The sequence below is a fragment of the Streptomyces sp. NPDC053755 genome (assembly GCF_040677675.1).
GTDB lineage: Bacteria > Actinomycetota > Actinomycetes > Streptomycetales > Streptomycetaceae > Streptomyces.
This window is the reverse complement of the sequence record NZ_JBFASK010000042.1, coordinates 18,976-39,071: the sequence shown is the minus strand read 5'-3', so window position 1 is coordinate 39,071 and position 20,096 is coordinate 18,976. Positions and strand designations below refer to the sequence as shown.

Here is a 20,096-nt window from a genome sequence, read left to right as displayed (position 1 = left end):
CCCTCACCCTCCCTGGGCCGCCACCCAGTGGCACGCCACCTCCCGCGTGCCACCGCCGCCGCCGAGGACCGGCAGGTCCTCACCGCGGCAGCGGTCCGCCACCGCGGCCGCCTCGCCGGAGGCGAGGACCTGGCAGCGGGCGTGGAAGCGGCAACCGGACGGGATCCGGGACGGGTCCGGGGGCTCGCCGGTCAGCACCACCGGCTCGCCCCCGGATTCCGGAAGCACCGACAGCAGCGCGCGGGTGTACGGATGCCGGGGTGAGGTCAGCACGGACTCCACGGATCCGGTCTCCACGATCCGCCCCAGGTACATCACCGCCACCCGGTCCGCGATGTTCCACGCGAGACCCAGATCGTGGGTCACGACCAGCGCCGACAGACCCAGGTCGTCGCGCAGGCGCAGCAGCAGTGCCAGGATCTCCCCGCGCACCGACGCGTCCAGGGAGGCCACCGGCTCGTCCGCCACGATGAGTTCCGGTTCGAGGACCAGGGCGCCGGCGATGACCACCCGCTGGCGCTGTCCGCCGGACAGCTCGTGCGGATAGCGCAGGAAGAACCGCTCGGGCGGCCGCAGCCCGGCCCGCGCGAGCGCGGCGGCGACGGCGGCCCGCTCGTCCCCGTCGTACGGGTGGATCCGCAGCCCCTCCGCCACCGCGTCGTACACCGTGTGCCGGGGGTTCAGCGAGCCGCTCGGGTCCTGGAGGACCAGCTGCGCCCGCTTCCGGTACGCCTTCAGGGCGCGGGAGCCGTAGGACAGCGGCTCGCCGGCGAAGCTGATCGTCCCCGACGTGGGCGGCACCAGGCCGAGCAGCGACCGGGCCAGTGTCGTCTTGCCGCACCCCGACTCGCCCACCAGCGCCACGATCTCGCCCGCGCCGATGTTCAGGTCGACCCCGTCCACCGCGCGCGCGGCCGGAGCGCCACGCCGCCCCGGGAAGACGATCCGCAGCCCGCTCGCGGACAGCAACGGCCGCGCCCCCGAGGCCCCCGCGCGCACGGGTTCCGGTGAGGTCGCGGCCTCCGGCGCCCCCGCGTCCGCCTCCGCCTCCGGCGCCCCCGCGTCCGCCTGCACCCCCTCCGCCGCCGCGTCCGGCGGCGCGAGCGGCGAGGATTCGGACCGTGCCCCCGACAGCGTGGCCTCCATCGGCGAGGCGTCCGGCTTCAGCGGTTTCATGAGCCACTCCCGACGTGTACGCAGGCCGCCCGGCGCCCCGCGCCCGCCTCCCGCAGTTCCTGGTCCCGCTCCCCGCACACCTCCACCGCCACCGGACAGCGCGGATGGAACGCGCAGCCGCCCGGCAGGTCCGCCGGATCCGGAGGATCGCCCGGCAGCCCGCGCGGCGCCAGGCGCGACGCCGGGTCGCCGATCCTCGGAAACGCCGAGGACAGCGCCCGCCCGTACGGGTGCTCGGCGGCGTCGTACACCATCCGCGCCGGCCCCTCCTCGACCACCCGTCCGGCGTACATCACCGCGAGCCGGTCGCAGGTGTCGGCGAGGACGGCCAGATCGTGGCTGATCATCAGCAGGCTGATGTCCTCGTCGGCGACGAGCCGCCCGATCAGCCGCAGGATCTGCGCCTGGATCATCACGTCGAGGGCGGTCGTCGGCTCGTCCGCCACGATCAGCCGGGGATCGCAGGCGAGCGCCATCGCGATCATCACCCGCTGGCGCTGCCCGCCGGACAGCTCGTGCGGGTACGCCGCCGCGCGCGCCGCCGGAAGGCCCACCTGCTCCAGCAGCTCACCGACCCGCCCGCGCGCGGCCGCCGGGGTGGATCGGCCGTGCACGAGAAGCGGTTCGGCGATCTGGTCGCCGATCCGGTGCACCGCGTTCAACGAGTGCATCGCCCCCTGGAAGACGATCGACGCCCCCGCCCACCGCACCGCCCGCAGCCGGCCCCACCGCATGGTCAGGACGTCCTCGCCGTCGAGCAGGATCTCACCGGTCAGCCGGGCCGACGGCGGAAGGAGCCGCAGCAGCGCGAGCGCCATCGTCGACTTCCCGCAGCCGGACTCGCCCGCCACCCCCAGCTTCCGCCCGGCGTCCAGCGTGAGGTCGACCCCCCGGACGGCGGGGACCGCGGCCGCGCCCGACCCGTACGTCACCCTCAGGTCGCGGATCTCCAGGAGGCTCAACGCCCCACCCCCAGCTTCGGGTTGAGTACGGACTCGATCGCCCGGCCGCACAGCGTGAAGGCCAGCGCCACCACCGCGATCGCGATCCCGGGCGGGGCGAGGTACCACCAGTGACCGGAGGAGACCGCGCCCGCCTCCCGCGCGTCCTGCAGCATGCCGCCCCATGACACGACGGTCGGATCGCCGAGGCCGAGGAACGCCAGTGTCGCCTCGGTGAGGATCGCGGTCGAGATGCCGAGCGTCGTCTGCGCGAGCACCAGCGGCATCACGTTGGGCAGTACGTGCCGGCTCATGACGTGCCCGTGCCCGCCGCCCAGCGCCGTGGCCCGCTCGATGTACGGGCGGGACTCCACGGCGATCGTCTGGGCGCGCACCAGCCGGGCCGTCGTCGGCCAGCTCGTGACACCGATCGCCAGGATCACCGTCCACATCGACCGGGACATCACCGTGGCCAGCACGATCGCCAGGACGAGCGTCGGCATGACCAGGAACCAGTCGGTGATCCGCATGACGACCGTCGAGAACCAACCGCCGTAATGGCCCGCGACGATACCGACCACCGTCCCGATGGCGACCGAGAGGGCCGCCGCCAGCAGCCCGACGAGGAGCGAGATCCGCGCGCCCCAGATCAGCAGTCCGAGCAGCGAGCGCCCGAACTGGTCCGTCCCGAGCGGGAACGCGGCGCTCGGCGACTCCATGGCCGTCCCGGGCGCGTTCGTCACCGACTGCACGTCGGCGCCGACGGTCAGCGGCGCGAGCAGGGCGGTCAGCGCGATCAGCGTGAGCGCGGCCAGGCCGTAGAGCCCGGCGCGGTGCGTGCGGTACTGCCGCCAGAAGCGGGACACGGCGTTCCGCCGCCGCGCCCAGGTCAGAGAGGTCGTCATCGGCCCACCCGGGGGTCGAGCAGCGGATAGAGCAGGTCGGCCACGAGGTTCGCCACGATCATCGCTCCGGCGAAGACCACGAACAGGCCCTGCACGAGCGGAAGGTCGGGCACGCTGAGCGCCTGGTAGAACAGCCCGCCGAGTCCCGGCCAGGAGAAGACCGTCTCGACCAGGATCGAGCCCGCCACCACATGGCCCAGGTTGATGAAGACCATGGTGACGGTCGGCAGCAGGGCGTTCGGTACGGCGTGCCGACGGCGCACGGCGTCGTCGCGCAGCCCCTTCGCCCGCGCCGTCGTCAGGTAGTCGCCGCCCATCTCGTCCAGGAGCGAGGAGCGCATGACGAGCAGGGTCTGGGCGTATCCGACGGCGACCAGGGTGAGGACCGGCAGCACCATGTGGTGGGCGACGTCGAGGACGTACGCGAAGCCGGTCTCGCCGGTGCCCGACTCCATCCCGCCGGTCGGGAAGAGCCCGGGGACCGGGCCGATGCCGACGGAGAACACGATGATCAGGAGCAGGCCGAGCCAGAACGACGGTACGGACCAGAGGGTCAGCGCCAGGCCGGTGCTCACCTTGTCGCCGAGACGGCCGTGGTTCCAGGCGGAGCGGGTGCCGAGCCAGAGCCCGAGCGCGGAGTAGAGCGTGACCGCGACGCCGGTCAGCAGCAGCGTCGCGGGCAGCTTCTGCGCGATGAGCTGGCCGACGGGTGCGTGGAACTGGTACGAGGTGCCGAGGTCGCCTCCCAGCGCCTTGGCGCAGTACTCGGTGAACTGCTGCCAGAGCGGCAGGTCCAGGCCGAACTGCCGCCTCAGCGTGGCCAGTTGTTCGGCCGACGTCGGTACGCCGTGTGTCATCGCCTTGACCGGGTCACCGGGGATGATCCGGAAGAGGAAGAAGCTGGTGACGAGCACGGCCAGCAGCGAGACGGCCGCGCCGCCCAGCTTGCCCGCCGCGTGGCGGAGGTAGCCGAGGGCGGTGCCGGTGCGGGAGGCGCCGTCCGTGGCGCGGACCGGTGCGGTCCGCGCCACGTCGGCGGGGGTGCCTGCCGTCGTCACGCCGCTACTCGCGGTCGTCGGCGGTGGAGCGGCGCCGGACGGCGGTCCAGACGCCGACGGCGACCAGGACGAGCGCGAGGGGGCCGAGCACCAGCCAGAGCGTGGCCGAGGAGCCGGAGCCGGAGTCCCCGCCGTCGGCGGAGGCGGCCGCGGGCACGGCGGACCACCAGCTCCAGTAGCCGTCCTGGCCCCAGAGGTTGCCGGCGGCCTCCGGCATGGTGGTGATGGACGCGATCTGGTCGGTGCGGTACGCCTCGAGGGCGTTCGGGTACGCCATGACGTTCATGTACCCGGTGTCGTACAGTCGGGACTGCATCTGCTTGACCAGATCCGCCCGCTTGGCGGCGTCGTACTCCACCGATTGCCGCGCGTACAGCCCGTCGAAGGCCGGGTCGCAGATGAAGTTGTCGGTGGCCCCGGTGTCCTTCGGCGTCGCGGGCAGCGTGCCGCAGGTGTGGATCGACAGGACGTAGTCCGGGTCCGGGTTCACCGACCAGCCGTCGAAGGCGAGGTCGTAGTCGCCCTTCGTCCACGGGTCGCCGACGTTGTCGAGGCACTCCACCTTCAGCCCGATGCCGAGCTCGCCCCACCACTCCTGGAGGTACTTGCCGACCGCCTTGTCGTTCGGGTCGGTGGCGTGGCATAGGATCCGGAAGTCCAGCGGTCGGCCGTCCTTCCCGACCCGCTTGCCGTCACCGTTCTTCCGGTACCCGGCCTGGTCGAGCAGGAGCGCGGCCTTGGCCGGGTCGTGGGCCAGCTTCTGTCCGGCGGCGGGCTGCCAGAAGTACTGCCCGAAGCGCGGCGGGATGTAGCCCTCACCCTCGACGGCGTGCCCCTGGAAGACCTTGTCCACGATCGTCGTCCGGTCCACGGCCAGGAAGAGCGCCTTGCGGACGGCCGGGTCGAGCAGCGCCTTGTGACCGTTGCCGAAGGTCTTGCCGTCCTTGGACCGGGCGCCCGGGTTGGTCGCCAGTGCGAAGAAGCGGCGCCCCGGAGCGTCGTTGACCTTGATGTTCTTCGCCGACTTCAGCGCCAGCGCCTGAGCGGGCGTCAGGTTCGGGACGAAGGACACCTCGCCCTTCTGCAGCGCGGCGACGGCGGCGTCCCCGTCCTTGTAGTACTTCAGGACCAGCTCGTCGAACTTGGGTGCACCGCGCCAGAAGCCCTTGTTCGGCTTCAGCTTGATGTACTGGTCGACCTTGAAGTCCGTGATGACGAAGGGGCCGTTGCCGACGATCGGGAACTGCTCGTCGTTGTTGAACTTCGAGAAGTCCCCGACCTTCTCCCAGACGTGCCGGGGCACGATCGGCACGTCGAGCGCCGTCATCGTCGCCTGGGGCTTCTTCAGCTCGATGACGAGCGTTCGCGGGTCGGGCGCCGTGACCTTCCGGAAGTTGGACGTGAAGCTGCCGTTCGCGGTCGCGGCGTTCTCGTCCGTCATCATCTTGTTGAACGTCCACGCGGCGTCCTCGGCCGTGGCCCGCTTCCCGTCGGACCACTTCGAGTCCGTACGGATGGTGTACGTCCAGGTCAGCTTGTCGGGGGAGGCCTTCCACTCCGTCGCGAAGCCCGGGATGGGCTTCGCGTCCTTCACGTCGTAGTTGGTGAGGTACTCGTAGGCCAGCCGGTGGACGGTGGTGGAGACGAGCTTCTGGGCGAGGAAGGGGCTCAGGGAGTCGACGCTCTGCGAGACGGCGACGGTGAGCGTGGTGCCGCCGCCCTTCGGGTCGTCCTGGGCGGGCGGGGCGGCCTGGGCGGCGGCCTGCGGAACGACGACCGCGGTGGCCGTGACGCCGGCGGCGAGGAGGAGGCGGAGGAGGCGGGGACTTCGGCGGGGGGCGACCGGGCAGGGTGGAACCTTCGTGACCATGACCATGGGACGTGACCTCGCGTCGTGGATCTTTGGGCGCCAACTGGTGATGCGAAGGTCTATCAGCGGTGGCCGAGCGCCGTCAACGATGACTCAAACCCCGTGTGTACTGCGGGAATACGATGAGGCTCCGCACCGGAGAACCGGTGCGGAGCCTCATTGGTCTACGCCTCTGACGCCTTACTGCTGAGGGGCTGGCGGCGCCTGCGGAGGCTGCTGCTGCCACCCGGCCGGCGGGACCTGACCGCCCTGCGCCTCGGCTCCCGGATGGGGGGCCTGCGGAGGCTGCTGCCAGCCCTGCGGGACACCGGGCTGACCGGGCTGCTGCGGATAGGGCTGCTGGGGGTACGGCTGAGGCTGCCCCTGCCCCTGCGGCGGATACGGCTGCTGACCGGGCTGTCCGCCGTACGGCTGACCTGGCTGCGGGGCCTGGGGCGCGTACGGCTGTCCCGGGGCGGGCTGCCCCGGCTGCTGCCCCTGCTGCGGGTACGGCTGCGGCCGGCCGGGCATCGGGGGGGCCATGTGCGGCGGCATGCCGCCCTGGGGGTCGCCGGTCCACAGCCCTTGCGCCTGCTGTGCCCGCACGAAGTCCTCGGCGACCATCGCCGACAGGTGGAAGTACGCCTCGCGGGTTTTGGGACGCATCATGTCGAGGTCGACCTCGGCGCCCGCCGCCAGGTGCTCGTCGAACGGCACCACGACGACGCCGCGGCAGCGGGTCTGGAAGTGCTGCACGATGTCGTCGACCTTGATCATTTTCCCGGTCTCGCGGACCCCGGAGATGACCGTGATCGAGCGCTGCACCAGCTCGGCGTAGCCGTGCGCGGAGAGCCAGTCGAGCGTCGTCGACGCGCTGGAGGCGCCGTCGACGGAGGGCGTCGAGATGATGATGAGCTGGTCGGCGAGGTCGAGCACACCGCGCATCGCGCTGTAGAGCAGGCCGGTGCCCGAGTCGGTGAGGATGATCGGGTACTGCTTGCCCAGGACGTCGATCGCCCGCCGGTAGTCCTCGTCGTTGAACGTCGTCGAGACGGCCGGGTCCACGTCGTTGGCGATGATCTCCAGACCGGAGGGCGCCTGCGAGGTGAAGCGGCGGATGTCCATGTACGAGTTGAGGTACGGGATCGCCTGCACGAGGTCACGGATGGTGGCCCCGGTCTCGCGCCGTACGCGGCGGCCGAGCGTGCCGGCGTCCGGGTTGGCGTCGATCGCCAGGATCTTGTCCTGCCGCTCGGTGGCGAGCGTCGCGCCGAGTGCGGTCGTCGTCGTGGTCTTGCCGACACCGCCCTTGAGGGAGATGACCGCGATCCGGTAGCAGGACAGGACCGGCGTGCGGATCAGATCGAGCTTGCGCTGCCGCTCGGCCTCCTCCTTCTTGCCGCCGAGCTTGAAGCGGGAGGCCGCGCCGGGCGTCCGGCTCGACTTGGCCTTCTGCTTGTTGTTGCGCAGCAGACGGTCGGAGGAGAGCTCCACGGCCGCGTTGTACCCGAGCGGGGCGCCGGGCACGGAACGCTCGCGCTGGTCGTGCGTGACGGCCGTGGGCCAGGCGGCCCCGGTCCGCGGATCCACCGGAGGCTGCTGCCCCGGCTGCGGGTGGGCCGCCTGGTGCGGTACGGACGCCTGTGGCTGCTGCGGGGGCGCCTGGTACTCGGCCGGCATCTGCCCGGCCGCCGGCGGCCGGCCGGGCACGGGCTGGGAGCCGGGGTGCGGGAAGCCGTAGCCGCCCTGGGGGGCGGGGGGCGTACCGGGGTGCTGGGTGGCGCCGGGGTGCGGGAAGCCGTAGCCGCCCTGCGGCGCCGAGGGCGCACCCTGCTGCGGGGCGGCGCCCGGGTGCGGGAAGCCGTACCCCCCTTGAGGTGCCGGAGCCGGGGCGGCGGGCTGCGGGCCGGCGCCCGGGTGCGGGAAACCGTAGCCGCCGTGCGGGGCGGGCGCCTGGCTGTCCGGCGCCTGCGCCTGCGGGGGTACCGGGGCGGGCGCCGGCGCGGGCATGGGCTGGGCGCCGGGGTGCGGGAAGCCGTAGCCACCGGGCGCGCCCTGCGGCGGCACGGGCGCCGGGGAGCCCGGTGCCGTCGGGGCGGGCCAGGAAGCGGCGGCCGGCAGCGGCGCGGCGGGCGGCACGGGGCCACCCTCCGGGGGCGCGGGCCACTGCGGCGCCGCCGTGGGCGCCGCCGGCTGGAACGACGGGGGCAGCGGCGGCAGTCCGGCGCCGCCGGCCTGCGGGGGAACGGGGCTCCACTGCTCGGGCGCGGCCGAGGGCGCCGCCGGAGCGGCGTCCTGCGGAGCCGAGGGCTCGGCGGAGGCGGCGGACGCGGCGGGAGAGGTCTCGGCGGCGGCGGAGGGCGCGGTGTCGCCGACGGAGCCGTCCGTCTCTCCGGTCCCGGCCGTGTCGACGGCCTCACCGCTCGTGGCGGACGCGGCGGCGTCCGAGGCCCCCTCGGGAGCGTCGTGCGCGGCGGGCTGCTCCGGCGTACCGGCCGCGTCGGCGGCCGCGTTCGTGTCCGGACCGGCCGCGGAGCCTTCGCCGACGGCGGTGCTGTCACCCGTGGAGGCGGCGACGGCCGCGTCGGCGGCGGCCTCGGGCGCGCTCTCCGGGAGGCCCCGAGTGTCGTCGGCGGCGTCCGCAGGGGCGGAGGTCTCCTGCGCGGGCTGCTGCCCCGCGGTCTCGGAACCGGCAGGGGCGTCGGTCACGGGCGCCCCGCCCGACGGCGGCTCCGCCGAGGCGGGCTGTTCGGCGCGGGCGTTCTCCGCGCGCTCGGCGATCTCCGCCATCTCGCGCTTCAGCGTGGCGGGAGAGAAGCGCATCGTCGCGCCGCTCTCCAGGTCACCGCCCCCGAACGAGCCGCCGTCTCCCGGGCCCGGAGCCGCGGCCGCGGCCGGCCCCGGAGCGTCGGGGGCGGCCGGAGCCGCAGCCGGAGCCTGAACCGGGGGCGTGGACGGGGGCGTCGTCGGTGCGGGCGTCCACGGCTGCTGCGGTTCGAAACCACTGCCGGAAGGGATCCCGGGCACGCCGACGGGCGCACCGCTAGGGGGCGGTGGGGTCGCGCCGCCCCCACCCCCGCTGCCCGACGCGTTCTGCGTGTACCAGGCCGGAGGGGTGTAGTCGATGGTGAACTCACCCGTCATCTCGGCGGGATCCGCGTCGGACTGATCATCGACGGGCGGATTCCAGCCCCCGCGGATCTCGTCCCGATCGCCGTTCACTTTGCCTCCTGGTGTGGTCGCGCACCCTTGTGCCGTCGTGGGCGGGCCCTTCCCACCCTAATCGCCAACAGGGTCGATGGGGCAGGGCGGACGGCCCACCCCCGCCGACCCGCAGGTCACGTCTCGCCCCGAAGTGACCTACCCACATCGCAGAGTGAACCGTGAGGTGATCGCACGGCACTGCACATCGGTACATAAAGGGACGTACCTGAAAAGTCGTCGAGGATCAGTCCATGCGCCGGGCGCTGCCCAACAATCCGGTCTCGGCATCCGTCGCCTGCGTCATGACGAACTGCCGGTCGCCCGGCGTGCACCAGAGGGTCACTCCGTCGGCGAGCGTCGACAACGCCTCCGACTCCGCGCGCGGGATCCCCATGATGCGGCCGATCTGCGTGGCCTCGTCCGGAGACACCCGCTGCACACCGACGAGCGAGGACTTCTCCAGCAACCGCGGTGCCACCGGGCTCAGGTAGGGCAGCAGCGTCACCACCGACTGCCAGGGCCCCGACACGACCCGCCCGCGCGGCGGCCGCATCCCGCAGTCCCGCACGACGACCACCGGACTGCCGGCCGAGGCACCCTGCGGCGGGACCCGCCCGACGTCGTGGAGGGTGATGCACGGCTGCCCGCCGCCCGCGGCCTGGGCCAGCGCCGTCCAGGCGGGCGCCCGGCCGGTCTCCACGGCGATCCGCGCCCCCGTCGCGGCGGCGCGCAGCGCCATCACCTGCGCCGTCCACAGGCCGCCGATGAGCGTCACGTCGTACGGAGTGGGGCGGTTGATGCCCAGCACGGCGGGCCGGCCCTCGGCGTCCACACCGATGACCATGCCGTCGTCGCCGACCGGCAGGCCCAGGGCGCCCAGTTGTTCCAGCGGGACCGCGTGGCGGTCGCGGCGCGGCCCGATGAGCCCGAAGCCGAACCGGGGCCTGGCGGCCCTGCCCGCACCCCGGCCGGTCCCGCCCTGTCTGCCGCCACCCGCGTCCGGGCGCGTACCCCTGCCCGCGCCGGCCGGCGAGGAGGAAGAGAAGGGAGAAGGAGAGGAAGGAGAAGAAGAGAAGGACATCAGCGCGCACCCCCCAGCGGCAGCGAGGCCAGCATGCCCGGCACCTGTTCGCGGTCGAGCCGCACCAGGCCGGTCCGCACCCCGCGTGCCGCGCGCTCCAGTTCGTGCCGGGCGGCCACCAGTTCCTCGTCGCTGCGCCCGGTGATCCGTACGTGCCCGGTGACCGTCACCTCCTGACGGTCACCCCCGCTCAGCGTCAGGCTGAACGTCGTCGCCAGCGCCGGAAGCGAGGTCAGCAGGGCGACCAGCTGCGGCATCGAGGCGCCCGCGCCCCCGCCGCCCAGCTGGGGCCAGCGCCCCACCCAGTACGTCGTGTGCCGCCGGTCGTCCACCCGCCAGGTCCGGGCCGTCTCCTGGGTCCGGCGCGCCTGCGCCTGCCCCCGGCCGGCCTGCGCGATGGCCATCGGGCTCGCGCACGTGGACGTGGCGATCGCCGCCGTCAGCTCCTGCTCGGTGAGCACCGTCGCCTTGAACCCCGCGCCGGCCAGCCGGCTCGCCAGCTGGTCCGCCGCCCGCACCACGCACTTCTGCGCGCCCTCCAGGCCGCCACCGCGCGCGGCGACCGCCTCCGGGCACAGCTCGGGGTCGAGCTTCAGCGCGACCCAGGTGATCCGCAGCGCCGGGGAGCCCGTCTGCGCCTGCAGCGGACCGTAGTTGCGCGCCGCCATCGACTGCGCGGGCAGATGAGGGGCGGGAGCCGGCTGCGTGTGCTGCACGATCTGCGCCGACTCCAGCCGGATGCCGTCCACCTCCAGCACGTCCCGTACCAGCGCGACGGGCAGGGGCCTCGCCGAGCGGTCCGGGCGCAGCGCCGTGGCCTCCGACTCGACCCGTACCACCACCGTGAGGAACGTGCCGTCACCGATCAGGCCGACCGGCCGCCTGTCACGGTCGCCGTACGCGTACGTCCGCAGCGCGGGATCGCACTCCACCACCGGCGCGAGCCCCGGCTCCGTGCCCTCGGGCAGGACGAGCGAGGCCGCCCGCCGGGTCCGCGCGCGCAGGGCGAGGAAGGTGCCGAGCCACTCCGGCATCGAACGGCGGTGCCTGCGCACCACCGCGAGCAGCACGAGCAGCGCGGCGACCACACCCGCGGGGACCAGCAGCAACGGCTCCACGACCCACGCCACGAGCAGCAGCGCGGCCGCGATCTCGATCAGTACGAGCTGTTGCAATCGGAACGATCCGAAGTGTCCGGGACGTGCCTGGAGCCGTGGCGACACCGGCGCGGCGGCGGGGGCTCCGCCCGGTGTGTTCCCCGGGGCGGCGGAGGAGGGCGCGGCCGCCGCGTGCCGCGTCCGCGTCGCGGATGCCATCATGGAGAATCCCCCCAATTCGTCCCGATCACCCTGGCCCGCCAGGGCTTTGGCGGCTGGATCACCCTACCCGCCCCACAAGCGCGACCGGACAGCAGGCATAGTAGGGGGCCGGTCCGACAGCCGGAGCCCGGGTGCCATGCTCCCCGGGCTCTCGTGTGAAGACTGCGTCTGACGAATATGGGGACTCATGGCATCACGGCGGGATGAGCTCAACGCGTACACCTTTGCGAAGAAGCGCACGGTGGCCGCATTCCTCCAACCTTCGCCCTCGGGGACGGAGGAGGGAGCGCCGAGGCCGCTGCGGGCGGTCGTCCCCGGCCTCGTCATCGGCGCGCTCGTGCTCGCCGGCTTCGGGGCCTGGGGGATGTTCAGCCCCAAGGCGCCCAAGGGCTGGGACGAGCCCGGCACCAAGGTGATCGTGGGCAAGCAGTCGACCACCCGCTACGTGGTCCTCTCCACCGGCAAGGGAAAGAACAGGAAGACGCTGCTCCACCCCGTCCTCAACCTCGCCTCCGCCCGGCTGCTGCTCACCCCCCAGAAGTTCTCCGTCATCCAGGTCGACGACGAGACGCTCGACAAGGGCAACCCGCCGCGCGGCCCCATCCTCGGCATCCCCTACGCCCCCGACCGGCTCCCGTCCGCCGGCGAAGCCGGTACGGCCAAGCGCTGGGCCGTGTGCGAGCAGCCCGGCGGCGGAGCCGGATCCAGCGTCCAGAAGGCCACCTTCGTCTTCTCCCAGCGCGACTTCGCGCGCACGGAGGGCAAGGGCCAGAAGCTCGCCGACGGTCAGGTCATGTACGTCAAGGGGCAGAAGGACAGCGCCCGTTACCTCGTCGACCACACCGGTACGAAGTACCTGGTGCCCGGAACGCCCGACGAGTCGGCCGGACTCACCACCGCCCTCGTCGGCCTCAGCAAGGAACCTCAAGCCGTCACCGACGACTGGCTCGCCACCCTGCACACCGGCAGCCCCGTGGAGTTCCCGCAGATCGCCGGCAAGGTCGGCGACCCGGCCGGCCTCGGCGGCGGACTGAGCAGGACCGAGGACCGGGTCGGCATGGTCCTGCTGGCCCAGACGGGATCCGGACCCCAGCACTACGTGGTCCTGGCCGGCAAGGCGCAGCCGGTCTCCGAGTTCACCGCCTGGCTGCTCATCAACTCCCCGCAGACCGACACCCTCGACATGGACGGCAAGGCGACCGCCGTCGACGCCGCCTCCCTCACCCCGGACGCCACCACCTTCGGCGCGCAGTACCGGTGGCCGTCCCGCAAGTCGACCCAGGTCAACGCCGTCAGCGGCGCGGGCGCCCGCGACACCGTGTGCAGCGTGCTCAACAGCGTGGACGCCAAGGGCAACACCACCCTCACCACCTGGGCCGGCACGAAGTACCCGGCCGAGATCACCGCCGGCGGCACCAGCACGTACGTGACGCCCGGCAGCGGCCTGCTCTACACCCAGATCCAGGGCAACCAGACCGCGCCCGACGGCTCCCTCTTCCTCGTCACCGACACCGGGCTGCGCTATGCCGTCCAGGCGAACGGCGACAGCGACGCCGCCCGCTCCGACATCGGCACCGGCGACCAGCAGAAGCAGACCGACGGCCGCCCGGAACCGAGCGAGGCGCAGACGCGTCTGGGGTACGAGAAGGTCACACCGGTCCTCGTCCCGATCGTGTGGTCGGAGTTCCTGTCCAAGGGGCCGCGACTCGACACCAACAGCGCCCGTCAGCCGCAGGGTTCGTAGGGGAGTGGCAGTGGTGACGTACCGGAAGGCGGCCCTTCTCACCGCCACGGCCCTGACGTGCCTGCTGGCGCTGCCTCCCGCCGCGCACGCGACCGACAGTGCCGGTGGTCCCCGGCTCGACGGCAGCGGCGAGTGCACCTTCCCCATGAAGAAGCAGATCGAGGGCATCCCCTGGTCGCTCCAGCGCGTGCTCCTCGACGAGCTGTGGCAGGACACCAAGGGCAAGGGCATCCGGGTCGCGGTCATCGACACCGGCGTCGACGACGTCAACCCCCAGCTGAAGCCCGCCGTCGACGCCAAGGCGGGCAAGGACTACCTCAAGCCCGACAAGAACAACCCCAGCCCCGGGGACGACAAGCGCGGCAAGACCGACGGCACGGTCGACGAGGTCGGCCACGGCACCAAGGTCGCCGGCATCATCGCCGCCCGCCCCCGCGCCGGAACCGGCTTCGTCGGGCTCGCGCCCGAGGCGACGATCATCCCGATCCGCCAGAACGACGAGAAGAACAGCGGCAAGTCCGACACGATGGCGCAGGCGATCGACCACGCCGTCGCCAAGGGCGCCCACGTCATCAACATCTCGCAGGACACCACCCAGCCGCTGAGCCTCGATTCCTCGATGGCCAAGGCCGTCGCCCGCGCGCTGGCGAAGGAGATCGTCGTCGTCGCCTCGGCCGGCAACGACGGTATGGACGGCAAACTCAAGAACACCTATCCGGCCGCCTTCCCCGGCGTCCTCGCCGTCGCCTCCTCCGACCGCAACAACGAACGGGCCGCGTTCTCCCAGTCCGGCAGCTTCGTCGGTGTCGCCGCACCCGGCGTCGACATGGTCTCCACCGTCCCCGGCGGGGGCCAGTGCGTCGACAACGGCACGAGCTTCTCCGCCCCGTACGTGGCCGGAGTGGCGGCCCTGCTGCGCGCCAAGCACAAGGACTGGACCGCGGCCGAGATCGTCGCCCGCATCGAGCAGACGGCCGTACGGTCCATCAACGGCCGTGACAATCACGTGGGTTGGGGCGTCGTCGACCCGGTCCGCGCCCTCGCCGACGGCGCCGTACGCCAGGCGGCCCCGAAGGCTGACCCGGGCCCGCCCAAGCCCCCGGCACCCGAACCGGCCCACCTGTCCCTGACGGAGACGCCGCAGGAGCGCACGGAGCGCCTCGCCACCTACGCCCTGGGCATCGCCGGCGTGCTGGTGGCGGTGGTCGCCGGGACCGCGACCGTGCTCCGGGACAGCAGGCGACGCCACGGAGCGGCCCGGTGAGCCGGGTCCCTCCGAACAGCACTTTGCAGTTGGAACTGTCGTACCAAATGGCTAGAGTGGTTCAAGAGTTCACGTGACGAGGGGGCACTGAGGTGGAAGCGCCGATCGGGGGCGGCAAGCAGGGGCTGGAAGTCGGAGAGGTCACTCTCCAGAGCTTCTACACCCGCATGCAGAAGCTCGTCGAGGAACTGAAGGGCTCGCCCGCCGAGCACAAGAAGATCGGCGAGCAGAAGGTCACGGCGGCGTCCTACGGCACGGGCTTCGCCGCGGCGACGGAACTGCACACGGCGTACGAGAAGGTCCGGACGCGGCTGGAGGAGCTGACGCGGACCTTCGGGGAGACGCTGGAGGCGATGGGCATCGCGGCCAACATCGCCGACAAGGGCTACACGGGGGTCGACGAAGAGGAGCGCGAGCGCTACGCCGCGATCCAGAAGCGTCACAAGGACGAGTACGAGAAGCGGAACGGCACCGACGGCCACGCCGGCGACAAGCCGCAGCAGCCTGCCAAGGACGCGGGCGGCACCGGGGATTCCGGCGGATTCAGCTAACGGGGGAGTTGCAGCACTATGGCAGGAGAGTTCGAGGGGAAGTCCCTGGACGCCCTGTACGCGATGATCGCGTCGGCCAAGCCGGAGGAGATCACCTCCACCGGCACGGCACTGGCGGCAGCGGTGCCGAAGATCCTCGACATCGCCGCCGACCTGCGGCTGTACATCAGCCGTGTCCAGTGGGAGGGCGAGGGCGGGACCGCCTTCCGCACCTGGGGCGCGGGGATGGTCGCCGAGACACTGGTGCTCGGTGACTTCACCAGCGTCGTGGCGAGCGAGATGCAGCGGGCCGGGCAGGCGCTGTCCGAGGCCAAGTCGGCCGTGCCCAAGCCGGCGGGCATGTGCTTCGCGGACCCGGAGAAGGAGAAGGCCCGCCTCGAGTCGGAGACCGGGCCGAAGCTCCAGGAGGCGATCCACCAGCTGGAGCGGCTGTCGTCGTACTACGACGCGTCGCGGGACCGGATGGCGGCGGAGCGGGAGCCGGAGTTCAAGCCGATCAAAGCCGGGGTCGGGCAGGGTGAATACGAGTACGGGACGGGAAGCGGAGGCAGCGAGAACTCCTCCACTTCTTCCGTCACGCGAACGGCGCAGGGCGAGTCGTCCCTGCGCAGCGCGGACAAGCCGTCTCCGGCCCGTACCGAGGACTTCCCCGACCCGGTGATCCTGCCGCCGACGCCGCCCGTGGCGCTGCCGCCGGAGTCCCAGGTCGACACGAACCTCGACTCCGTCACGATCACGCCGGAAACGCCGACCCGCCCCACGGTGCAGCCGCCCAACACGCCGCCGGTGACGACGAACAGCCCTCCCCCCGTGGCCCTGCCGCCCATGGCACCGCCGGTCGGCCCGCAGACGACGGGTGGCCCGGTGCTCCGCCCGGCCACTCCGGGGCCGACGGGCCCGACGGGTCTGACACGTCCTGGTCTCACGGGCCCGACCAGTCCCTTCGGCGCGCCGCCCCGCGCGGAGGGCATCACGGGCGGCCGTCAGGTGCCCGGTCGCCCCGGCATGACCCCTCCCCGACTGCCCATGGGCCCGGTCGTGGGGGAGGAGCGCGGCGGCCAGTTCCCGCGCGGCGCGGGAGGCATGCACGGCCCCGGTGCCGGCATGCAGGGAGCACCGGGCGGCGGCACGGGCAACGCCGTCGGCCGCCGTCTGGCCGTGCAGCCGGGTGGAACCGTAGGGGCTCCGGGTGCGTCCGGTGCCAGTGGGCGCCCCGCGTTCACCCCCGGCGGCACCGGCCTCGTCCGTCCGCCCGGCACCACCGAGCCGGGTCAGGAGGAGCGGCGTGCGTCGAGCCGCCGCCCCGACTATCTGACCGAGGACGAGGAGACGTGGGCCCCCGGCCAGCGTCAGATCGTCCCGCCCGTCATCGACTAGGAGTCGTTCGCCGATGTCCCCGCTTGCCCGTGTCATCCGCAGCCGTGCGGTCGGTCTGCTCGGCGCGATGACGGCCGTCGTCGCGACGTGGACCGTCGCGGCGCCGGCCGCGCTGGCGGACGACATGCGGTCGCGCCAGTGGTACCTCGACGCGATGAAGGCGGACGAGCTGTGGAAGGTGGCCACGGGCAAGGGCGTCACGGTCGCCGTCCTCGACACGGGTGTCGACTCCACGGTGTCGGAGCTTCGAGGCAAGGTGCTGCCCGGCCGGAACTTCTCCGACGCGGGAGGAGGACCGGGCCGCATCGACGAGAGGGACGACGATCGCCATGGCACCAATATGGCCATCGCGATCGCGGGCAGCGGTACCGACGGTGGAGTGAAGGGAATCGCCCCCGAGGCGAAGATCCTTCCGGTGAAGACGGGTGACTACGTCGTCTTCGGGCACGACATGACGCTGAAGGGGATCCGCTACGCCGTCGACAACGGGGCTCGCGTGATCAACATCTCGTCGGCCGGTCCGGCCGACGAGGACGAGGCCCAGAGTTGGCGACAGGCCGTCGAATATGCCCACAAGAAGGGCGCTTTGATCTTCGCGGGGGCAGGGAACGAGGGACTGGAAATTCCCGTGTACCCCGCGGCCATTCCCGGAGTCGTCGCGGTCGGTGCGCTCGACACCGAGGGCAAGGTCGCCAAGTTCTCGAACTACGGCTCCCACCTCGCCCTTGCCGCCCCAGGCGTCGAGATCCCCGGGCGGTGTACCAGCGACAAGAACAAGTACTGCGCGCACCAGGGCACCAGCCAGGCCACCGCCATCGCCTCCGGCACCGCCGCCCTCATCTGGTCCGCCCATCCCGACTGGACCGCCAACCAGGTCCTCCGCGTCATGATGGAGACCGCCGGTCACGTCGGCGAAGTGCCCAGCAAGTACATCGGCTACGGCTCCGTCCGTCCCGCCCAGGTCCTCCTGGAGGGCAAGGGCGACCCGGGTGACCCGAACGTCAACCCGCTGCTCGCCGCGCAGAAGCGTCAGTCACCCACACCCTCGACTTCCCCCTCTCCTGACAGCACGGGGGCAAGCGGCAACGGGCAGACCCAGGCTCCGAACACGCCTGAGTCGGCGGCCCGGCCCGAAGAGAGCGGATTCCCGCTCTGGGGCATCGCCGCGAGTGCCGTCGCGGTCGTCGCCGTCCTCGGCGTCGTCGTGGCGGCAGGTATACGCAACAGGAGAGCGTAGCTACGAGCAACGCGCATGAAGAACTTCATCCGACAATGAGGAGCAGCACATGAGCACGCCCGCAGGTGGGTTCGGACTTGCCGACGATCCGGTAACCCAGGCCAAGAACAAGATCATGCAGACGGGTGAAGAGGTCTCCAAGCAGGCCCGCGAGATGGCCAACATCCTCGAGACCGTCAGCGCGGGCTGGACGGGTGCGGGCGCGGCGGGCTTCAAGACGGCCCAGTCGACCCTGAACGAGGACCACGACACCATCCGCCGGCTGCTCAACGTGCTGCTCAACGCGGTGGGCGAGACGAAGAACCTCAGCAACGCCAACGACCACGAGGTGTTCCAGACCCTCAAGGCCAACAATTCCGCGCTGAACAACGTCTGAGTCCGAGGAGAGCACCACGATGTCCGGCATCGATCAGAACACCAAGGTCAAGTACGAGAGCGTCCAGGAGATGGCCAACCGCCTCCGCACCGTCTCGAAGAACATCATCAAGGACCTGGAGGAGATGAACGCCGCTCTCCGGGTCGTCACCGACACCTGGGACGGTGACGCGCACCGCGAGTACGTCATCCTCCAGGGCAAGTACAAGAAGCGCGCCGAGGATATGAAGGACCGCCTCGAGCTCGTCGCCAAGCAGATCGAGCAGGGCAAGGACAGCTACCGCGCCACGGACATCAAGGCGTCGCGGCTGTTCACCGAGTCCTACTGATCCCCCACCGGTCTCGGTCTCGCTGACGTAGCGGAAGGGGCCCGTTCCTCCGGGAACGGGCCCCTTCCGCGTGTCTCCGGCCTGACCGGCCGGCCTACTTCAGGTCGAACTCGCCGTCCCTGGCACCCAGGACGAACGCGGTCCACTCGGCCTCGGTGTAGCGCAGCACCGTGTCGGGATCGAGGGAGGAGCGCATCGCGACCGCCCCACCCGGCAGGTGGGCGATCTCCACGCGCTCCTCGTCGGGGCTGGTGCCGGGGGCGCCCAGCCACTCCACGTCACTGATGTCGAGCGCGTACAGCTCGTCCTTCTCCTGCTGAGTGCCCATCAGGCCGTACTCCTTCATCAACGTCGTTGCGGGTCAATGATCGGGGCCCGGGCAGGCCGCTGTCAGACGGACGAACAGATTCACTTCGCCTGCGCGGCGAAGGTGCGGGCCAGCTCCAGGACCTGCTCGGGCTTGAGCGAGCTCTTGCCCGAGTCGCCGACGGTCAGGACCAGGGTGACGTCACCCGTGCCACCCGGGTCGAGCGGGACGGTCACGACGGTGCCACCCTCGCTCTGTACCGGCTGTCCGGGCTTCGCCTTCGCAGCCTTCTCGGTGTACGGCTTCAGCTCGTCGATGCTCATGCCGCCGGCCTGCTGCATGACCGGGGCCAGTACGAAGACGCTCTTCCCCGCCTCCGTACCGGCGGTGTGCACCTCCAGGTCGTCCCCACCCACGTGGTACGAGCAGGTGACGAGCGCACCGGGCTTCCCCGACCACGGGGAGCCGGGATCCGTCGTCCTTCCGCCCTCGGCCGTGGCGACGGGCTCGCCCGCCTCCGCCCCCGCCGCGCCCGGCTCGACGGCCTCTTCGACCTTCGCCGCCTCCGTCGCCTTGCCGGCGTCGTACGGGAGGGGACACGTCTCGGACCCGTCCTTCCCGACCTCCTCCGCGAGCGTGACCAGCCGGTCGACGCTCAGGGACCCACCGCCCCCGGCACCCGTGTCCTCGCTTCCGCAGCCGACCAGGGCTGCGAGGAGGACGGCGCTCACGGCGCCGGCGGCAGTGGGCTTGCTACGCCTCATGAGGAGGTGCTTCCGGTGAGGGGCTTGACGACCGGGTCGCCCGCCAGCGGCTTGTTCTCACAGCCGAGGACGTCGGCGGCCTTGCGCGCCATGGAGTAGAGGAACGACATCTGCTCGTCCTGGGTGCCGTGGTCCTTCACCGCACCCAGGTTCACGGTGAACGCGGCGTTCGCGTGCAGGAGCACCTTCCTGGACTGGGGCTTGAGCTCGCCGGGCAGGTCGCAGGGAACGTAGAGATGGGTCATGACGTCGTCGGACGTCCCCTTCGCTCCGTTCAGCTCGTACCGGCGGGTATCCGCCCCCGGGACCTTGTCCGCGTCGGCGACCGGCGACCAGCCGTAGTCGATGGTGGCCTGGCCGTTCCCCTCCTTGCCGTTGGGATGGAACTCGCACTGGCCGGTCCGGTACTCCGGGTTCGAGCGCAGGGCGTCCTGCATCTTCTCGACGAAGCGAGAGTCCCTGCTGCCGACGTCGGTCGAGAAGGTCTCCGCCCTCATCACCTGACGCAGCAGCTTGTCCTCGGCGGAACCCGGAGCGATGGCGCAGACGCGGTCGGCCGCCGCCTTCGGGGTCTCGTCCGAGCACGACGTCGCGACCAGCATGAGCGGGAGCGCC

The 20,096-nt window shown here is 72.0% G+C and carries 18 protein-coding genes; 7 read left to right on the top strand and 11 right to left on the bottom strand.

Annotated features, from left to right (window positions below; genetic code table 11):
* Positions 1-3: 3 nt before the first annotated feature.
* The 8 genes from AB0K65_RS28620 to eccE form a co-directional block, all read right to left on the bottom strand.
* Positions 4-1,176, bottom strand: a complete 1,173-nt coding sequence (locus AB0K65_RS28620) for an ABC transporter ATP-binding protein (protein WP_365721503.1) — start codon at positions 1,174-1,176, stop codon at positions 4-6.
* Positions 1,173-2,138 (bottom strand): ABC transporter ATP-binding protein, encoded by a 966-nt coding sequence (locus AB0K65_RS28615; RefSeq protein WP_365721501.1) that lies wholly within the window; start codon positions 2,136-2,138, stop codon positions 1,173-1,175. The genes AB0K65_RS28620 and AB0K65_RS28615 overlap by 4 nt, the downstream gene beginning before the upstream one ends.
* Entirely contained in the window at positions 2,135-3,022 is an 888-nt protein-coding gene (locus AB0K65_RS28610) for an ABC transporter permease (RefSeq protein ID WP_365721499.1), read from the bottom strand. The genes AB0K65_RS28615 and AB0K65_RS28610 overlap by 4 nt, the downstream gene beginning before the upstream one ends.
* The gene (locus AB0K65_RS28605; protein ID WP_365721497.1) at positions 3,019-4,080 is read right to left on the bottom strand and encodes an ABC transporter permease; all 1,062 of its coding nucleotides are present in this window, start codon (positions 4,078-4,080) and stop codon (positions 3,019-3,021) included. Before AB0K65_RS28605 ends, AB0K65_RS28610 begins: the two co-directional genes overlap by 4 nt.
* Before the next feature lie 4 nt (positions 4,081-4,084).
* Entirely contained in the window at positions 4,085-5,950 is a 1,866-nt protein-coding gene (locus AB0K65_RS28600) for an ABC transporter substrate-binding protein (protein ID WP_365721516.1), read from the bottom strand.
* A 180-nt stretch (positions 5,951-6,130) separates the two neighbouring features.
* Complete coding sequence (locus AB0K65_RS28595) at positions 6,131-9,151, bottom strand: SCO5717 family growth-regulating ATPase (protein WP_365721495.1); 3,021 nt, start codon at positions 9,149-9,151, stop codon at positions 6,131-6,133.
* A gap of 226 nt (positions 9,152-9,377) precedes the next feature.
* The gene (locus AB0K65_RS28590) at positions 9,378-10,214 is read right to left on the bottom strand and encodes a hypothetical protein (RefSeq protein ID WP_365721493.1); all 837 of its coding nucleotides are present in this window, start codon (positions 10,212-10,214) and stop codon (positions 9,378-9,380) included.
* Positions 10,214-11,530: a type VII secretion protein EccE gene (eccE, locus tag AB0K65_RS28585; protein WP_365721514.1), complete on the bottom strand. Its 1,317-nt coding sequence runs from the start codon at positions 11,528-11,530 to the stop codon at positions 10,214-10,216. The genes AB0K65_RS28590 and eccE overlap by 1 nt, the downstream gene beginning before the upstream one ends.
* Positions 11,531-11,720: 190 nt before the next feature.
* Between eccE and eccB the strand changes: the two genes are divergently transcribed.
* The 7 genes from eccB (at position 11,721) to AB0K65_RS28550 (ending at position 18,410) form a co-directional block, all read left to right on the top strand.
* The gene (gene eccB / locus AB0K65_RS28580) at positions 11,721-13,277 is read left to right on the top strand and encodes a type VII secretion protein EccB (RefSeq protein ID WP_365721491.1); all 1,557 of its coding nucleotides are present in this window, start codon (positions 11,721-11,723) and stop codon (positions 13,275-13,277) included.
* Positions 13,278-13,290: 13 nt separating this feature from the next.
* On the top strand, positions 13,291-14,541 hold the full coding sequence (gene mycP, locus AB0K65_RS28575) for a type VII secretion-associated serine protease mycosin (protein ID WP_365721489.1): 1,251 nt from the start codon (positions 13,291-13,293) through the stop codon (positions 14,539-14,541).
* Between the two features lie 92 nt (positions 14,542-14,633).
* Entirely contained in the window at positions 14,634-15,092 is a 459-nt protein-coding gene (locus AB0K65_RS28570; protein WP_365721487.1) for a hypothetical protein, read from the top strand.
* Positions 15,093-15,110: 18 nt separating this feature from the next.
* Positions 15,111-16,469 (top strand): hypothetical protein, encoded by a 1,359-nt coding sequence (locus AB0K65_RS28565; protein WP_365721485.1) that lies wholly within the window; start codon positions 15,111-15,113, stop codon positions 16,467-16,469.
* Positions 16,470-16,482: 13 nt separating this feature from the next.
* Entirely contained in the window at positions 16,483-17,706 is a 1,224-nt protein-coding gene (locus AB0K65_RS28560) for a S8 family serine peptidase (RefSeq protein WP_365721483.1), read from the top strand.
* Between the two features lie 49 nt (positions 17,707-17,755).
* Positions 17,756-18,082, top strand: coding sequence for a hypothetical protein (locus tag AB0K65_RS28555; RefSeq protein WP_365721481.1), 327 nt, complete (start codon positions 17,756-17,758; stop codon positions 18,080-18,082).
* Positions 18,083-18,101: 19 nt separating this feature from the next.
* A complete protein-coding gene (locus AB0K65_RS28550) occupies positions 18,102-18,410 on the top strand; it encodes a WXG100 family type VII secretion target (RefSeq protein ID WP_365721479.1) in 309 nt (102 codons plus the stop codon).
* Positions 18,411-18,504: 94 nt separating this feature from the next.
* Here the strand turns inward: AB0K65_RS28550 and AB0K65_RS28545 are convergent, their stop codons facing one another.
* From AB0K65_RS28545 to AB0K65_RS28535, 3 genes are all read right to left on the bottom strand, one after another.
* Complete coding sequence (locus AB0K65_RS28545) at positions 18,505-18,738, bottom strand: DUF397 domain-containing protein (RefSeq protein WP_365721477.1); 234 nt, start codon at positions 18,736-18,738, stop codon at positions 18,505-18,507.
* Between the two features lie 80 nt (positions 18,739-18,818).
* Positions 18,819-19,481 (bottom strand): hypothetical protein, encoded by a 663-nt coding sequence (locus AB0K65_RS28540; protein WP_365721475.1) that lies wholly within the window; start codon positions 19,479-19,481, stop codon positions 18,819-18,821.
* On the bottom strand, positions 19,478-20,083 hold the full coding sequence (locus tag AB0K65_RS28535) for a hypothetical protein (RefSeq protein ID WP_365721473.1): 606 nt from the start codon (positions 20,081-20,083) through the stop codon (positions 19,478-19,480). Before AB0K65_RS28535 ends, AB0K65_RS28540 begins: the two co-directional genes overlap by 4 nt.
* Positions 20,084-20,096 lie beyond the last annotated feature (13 nt).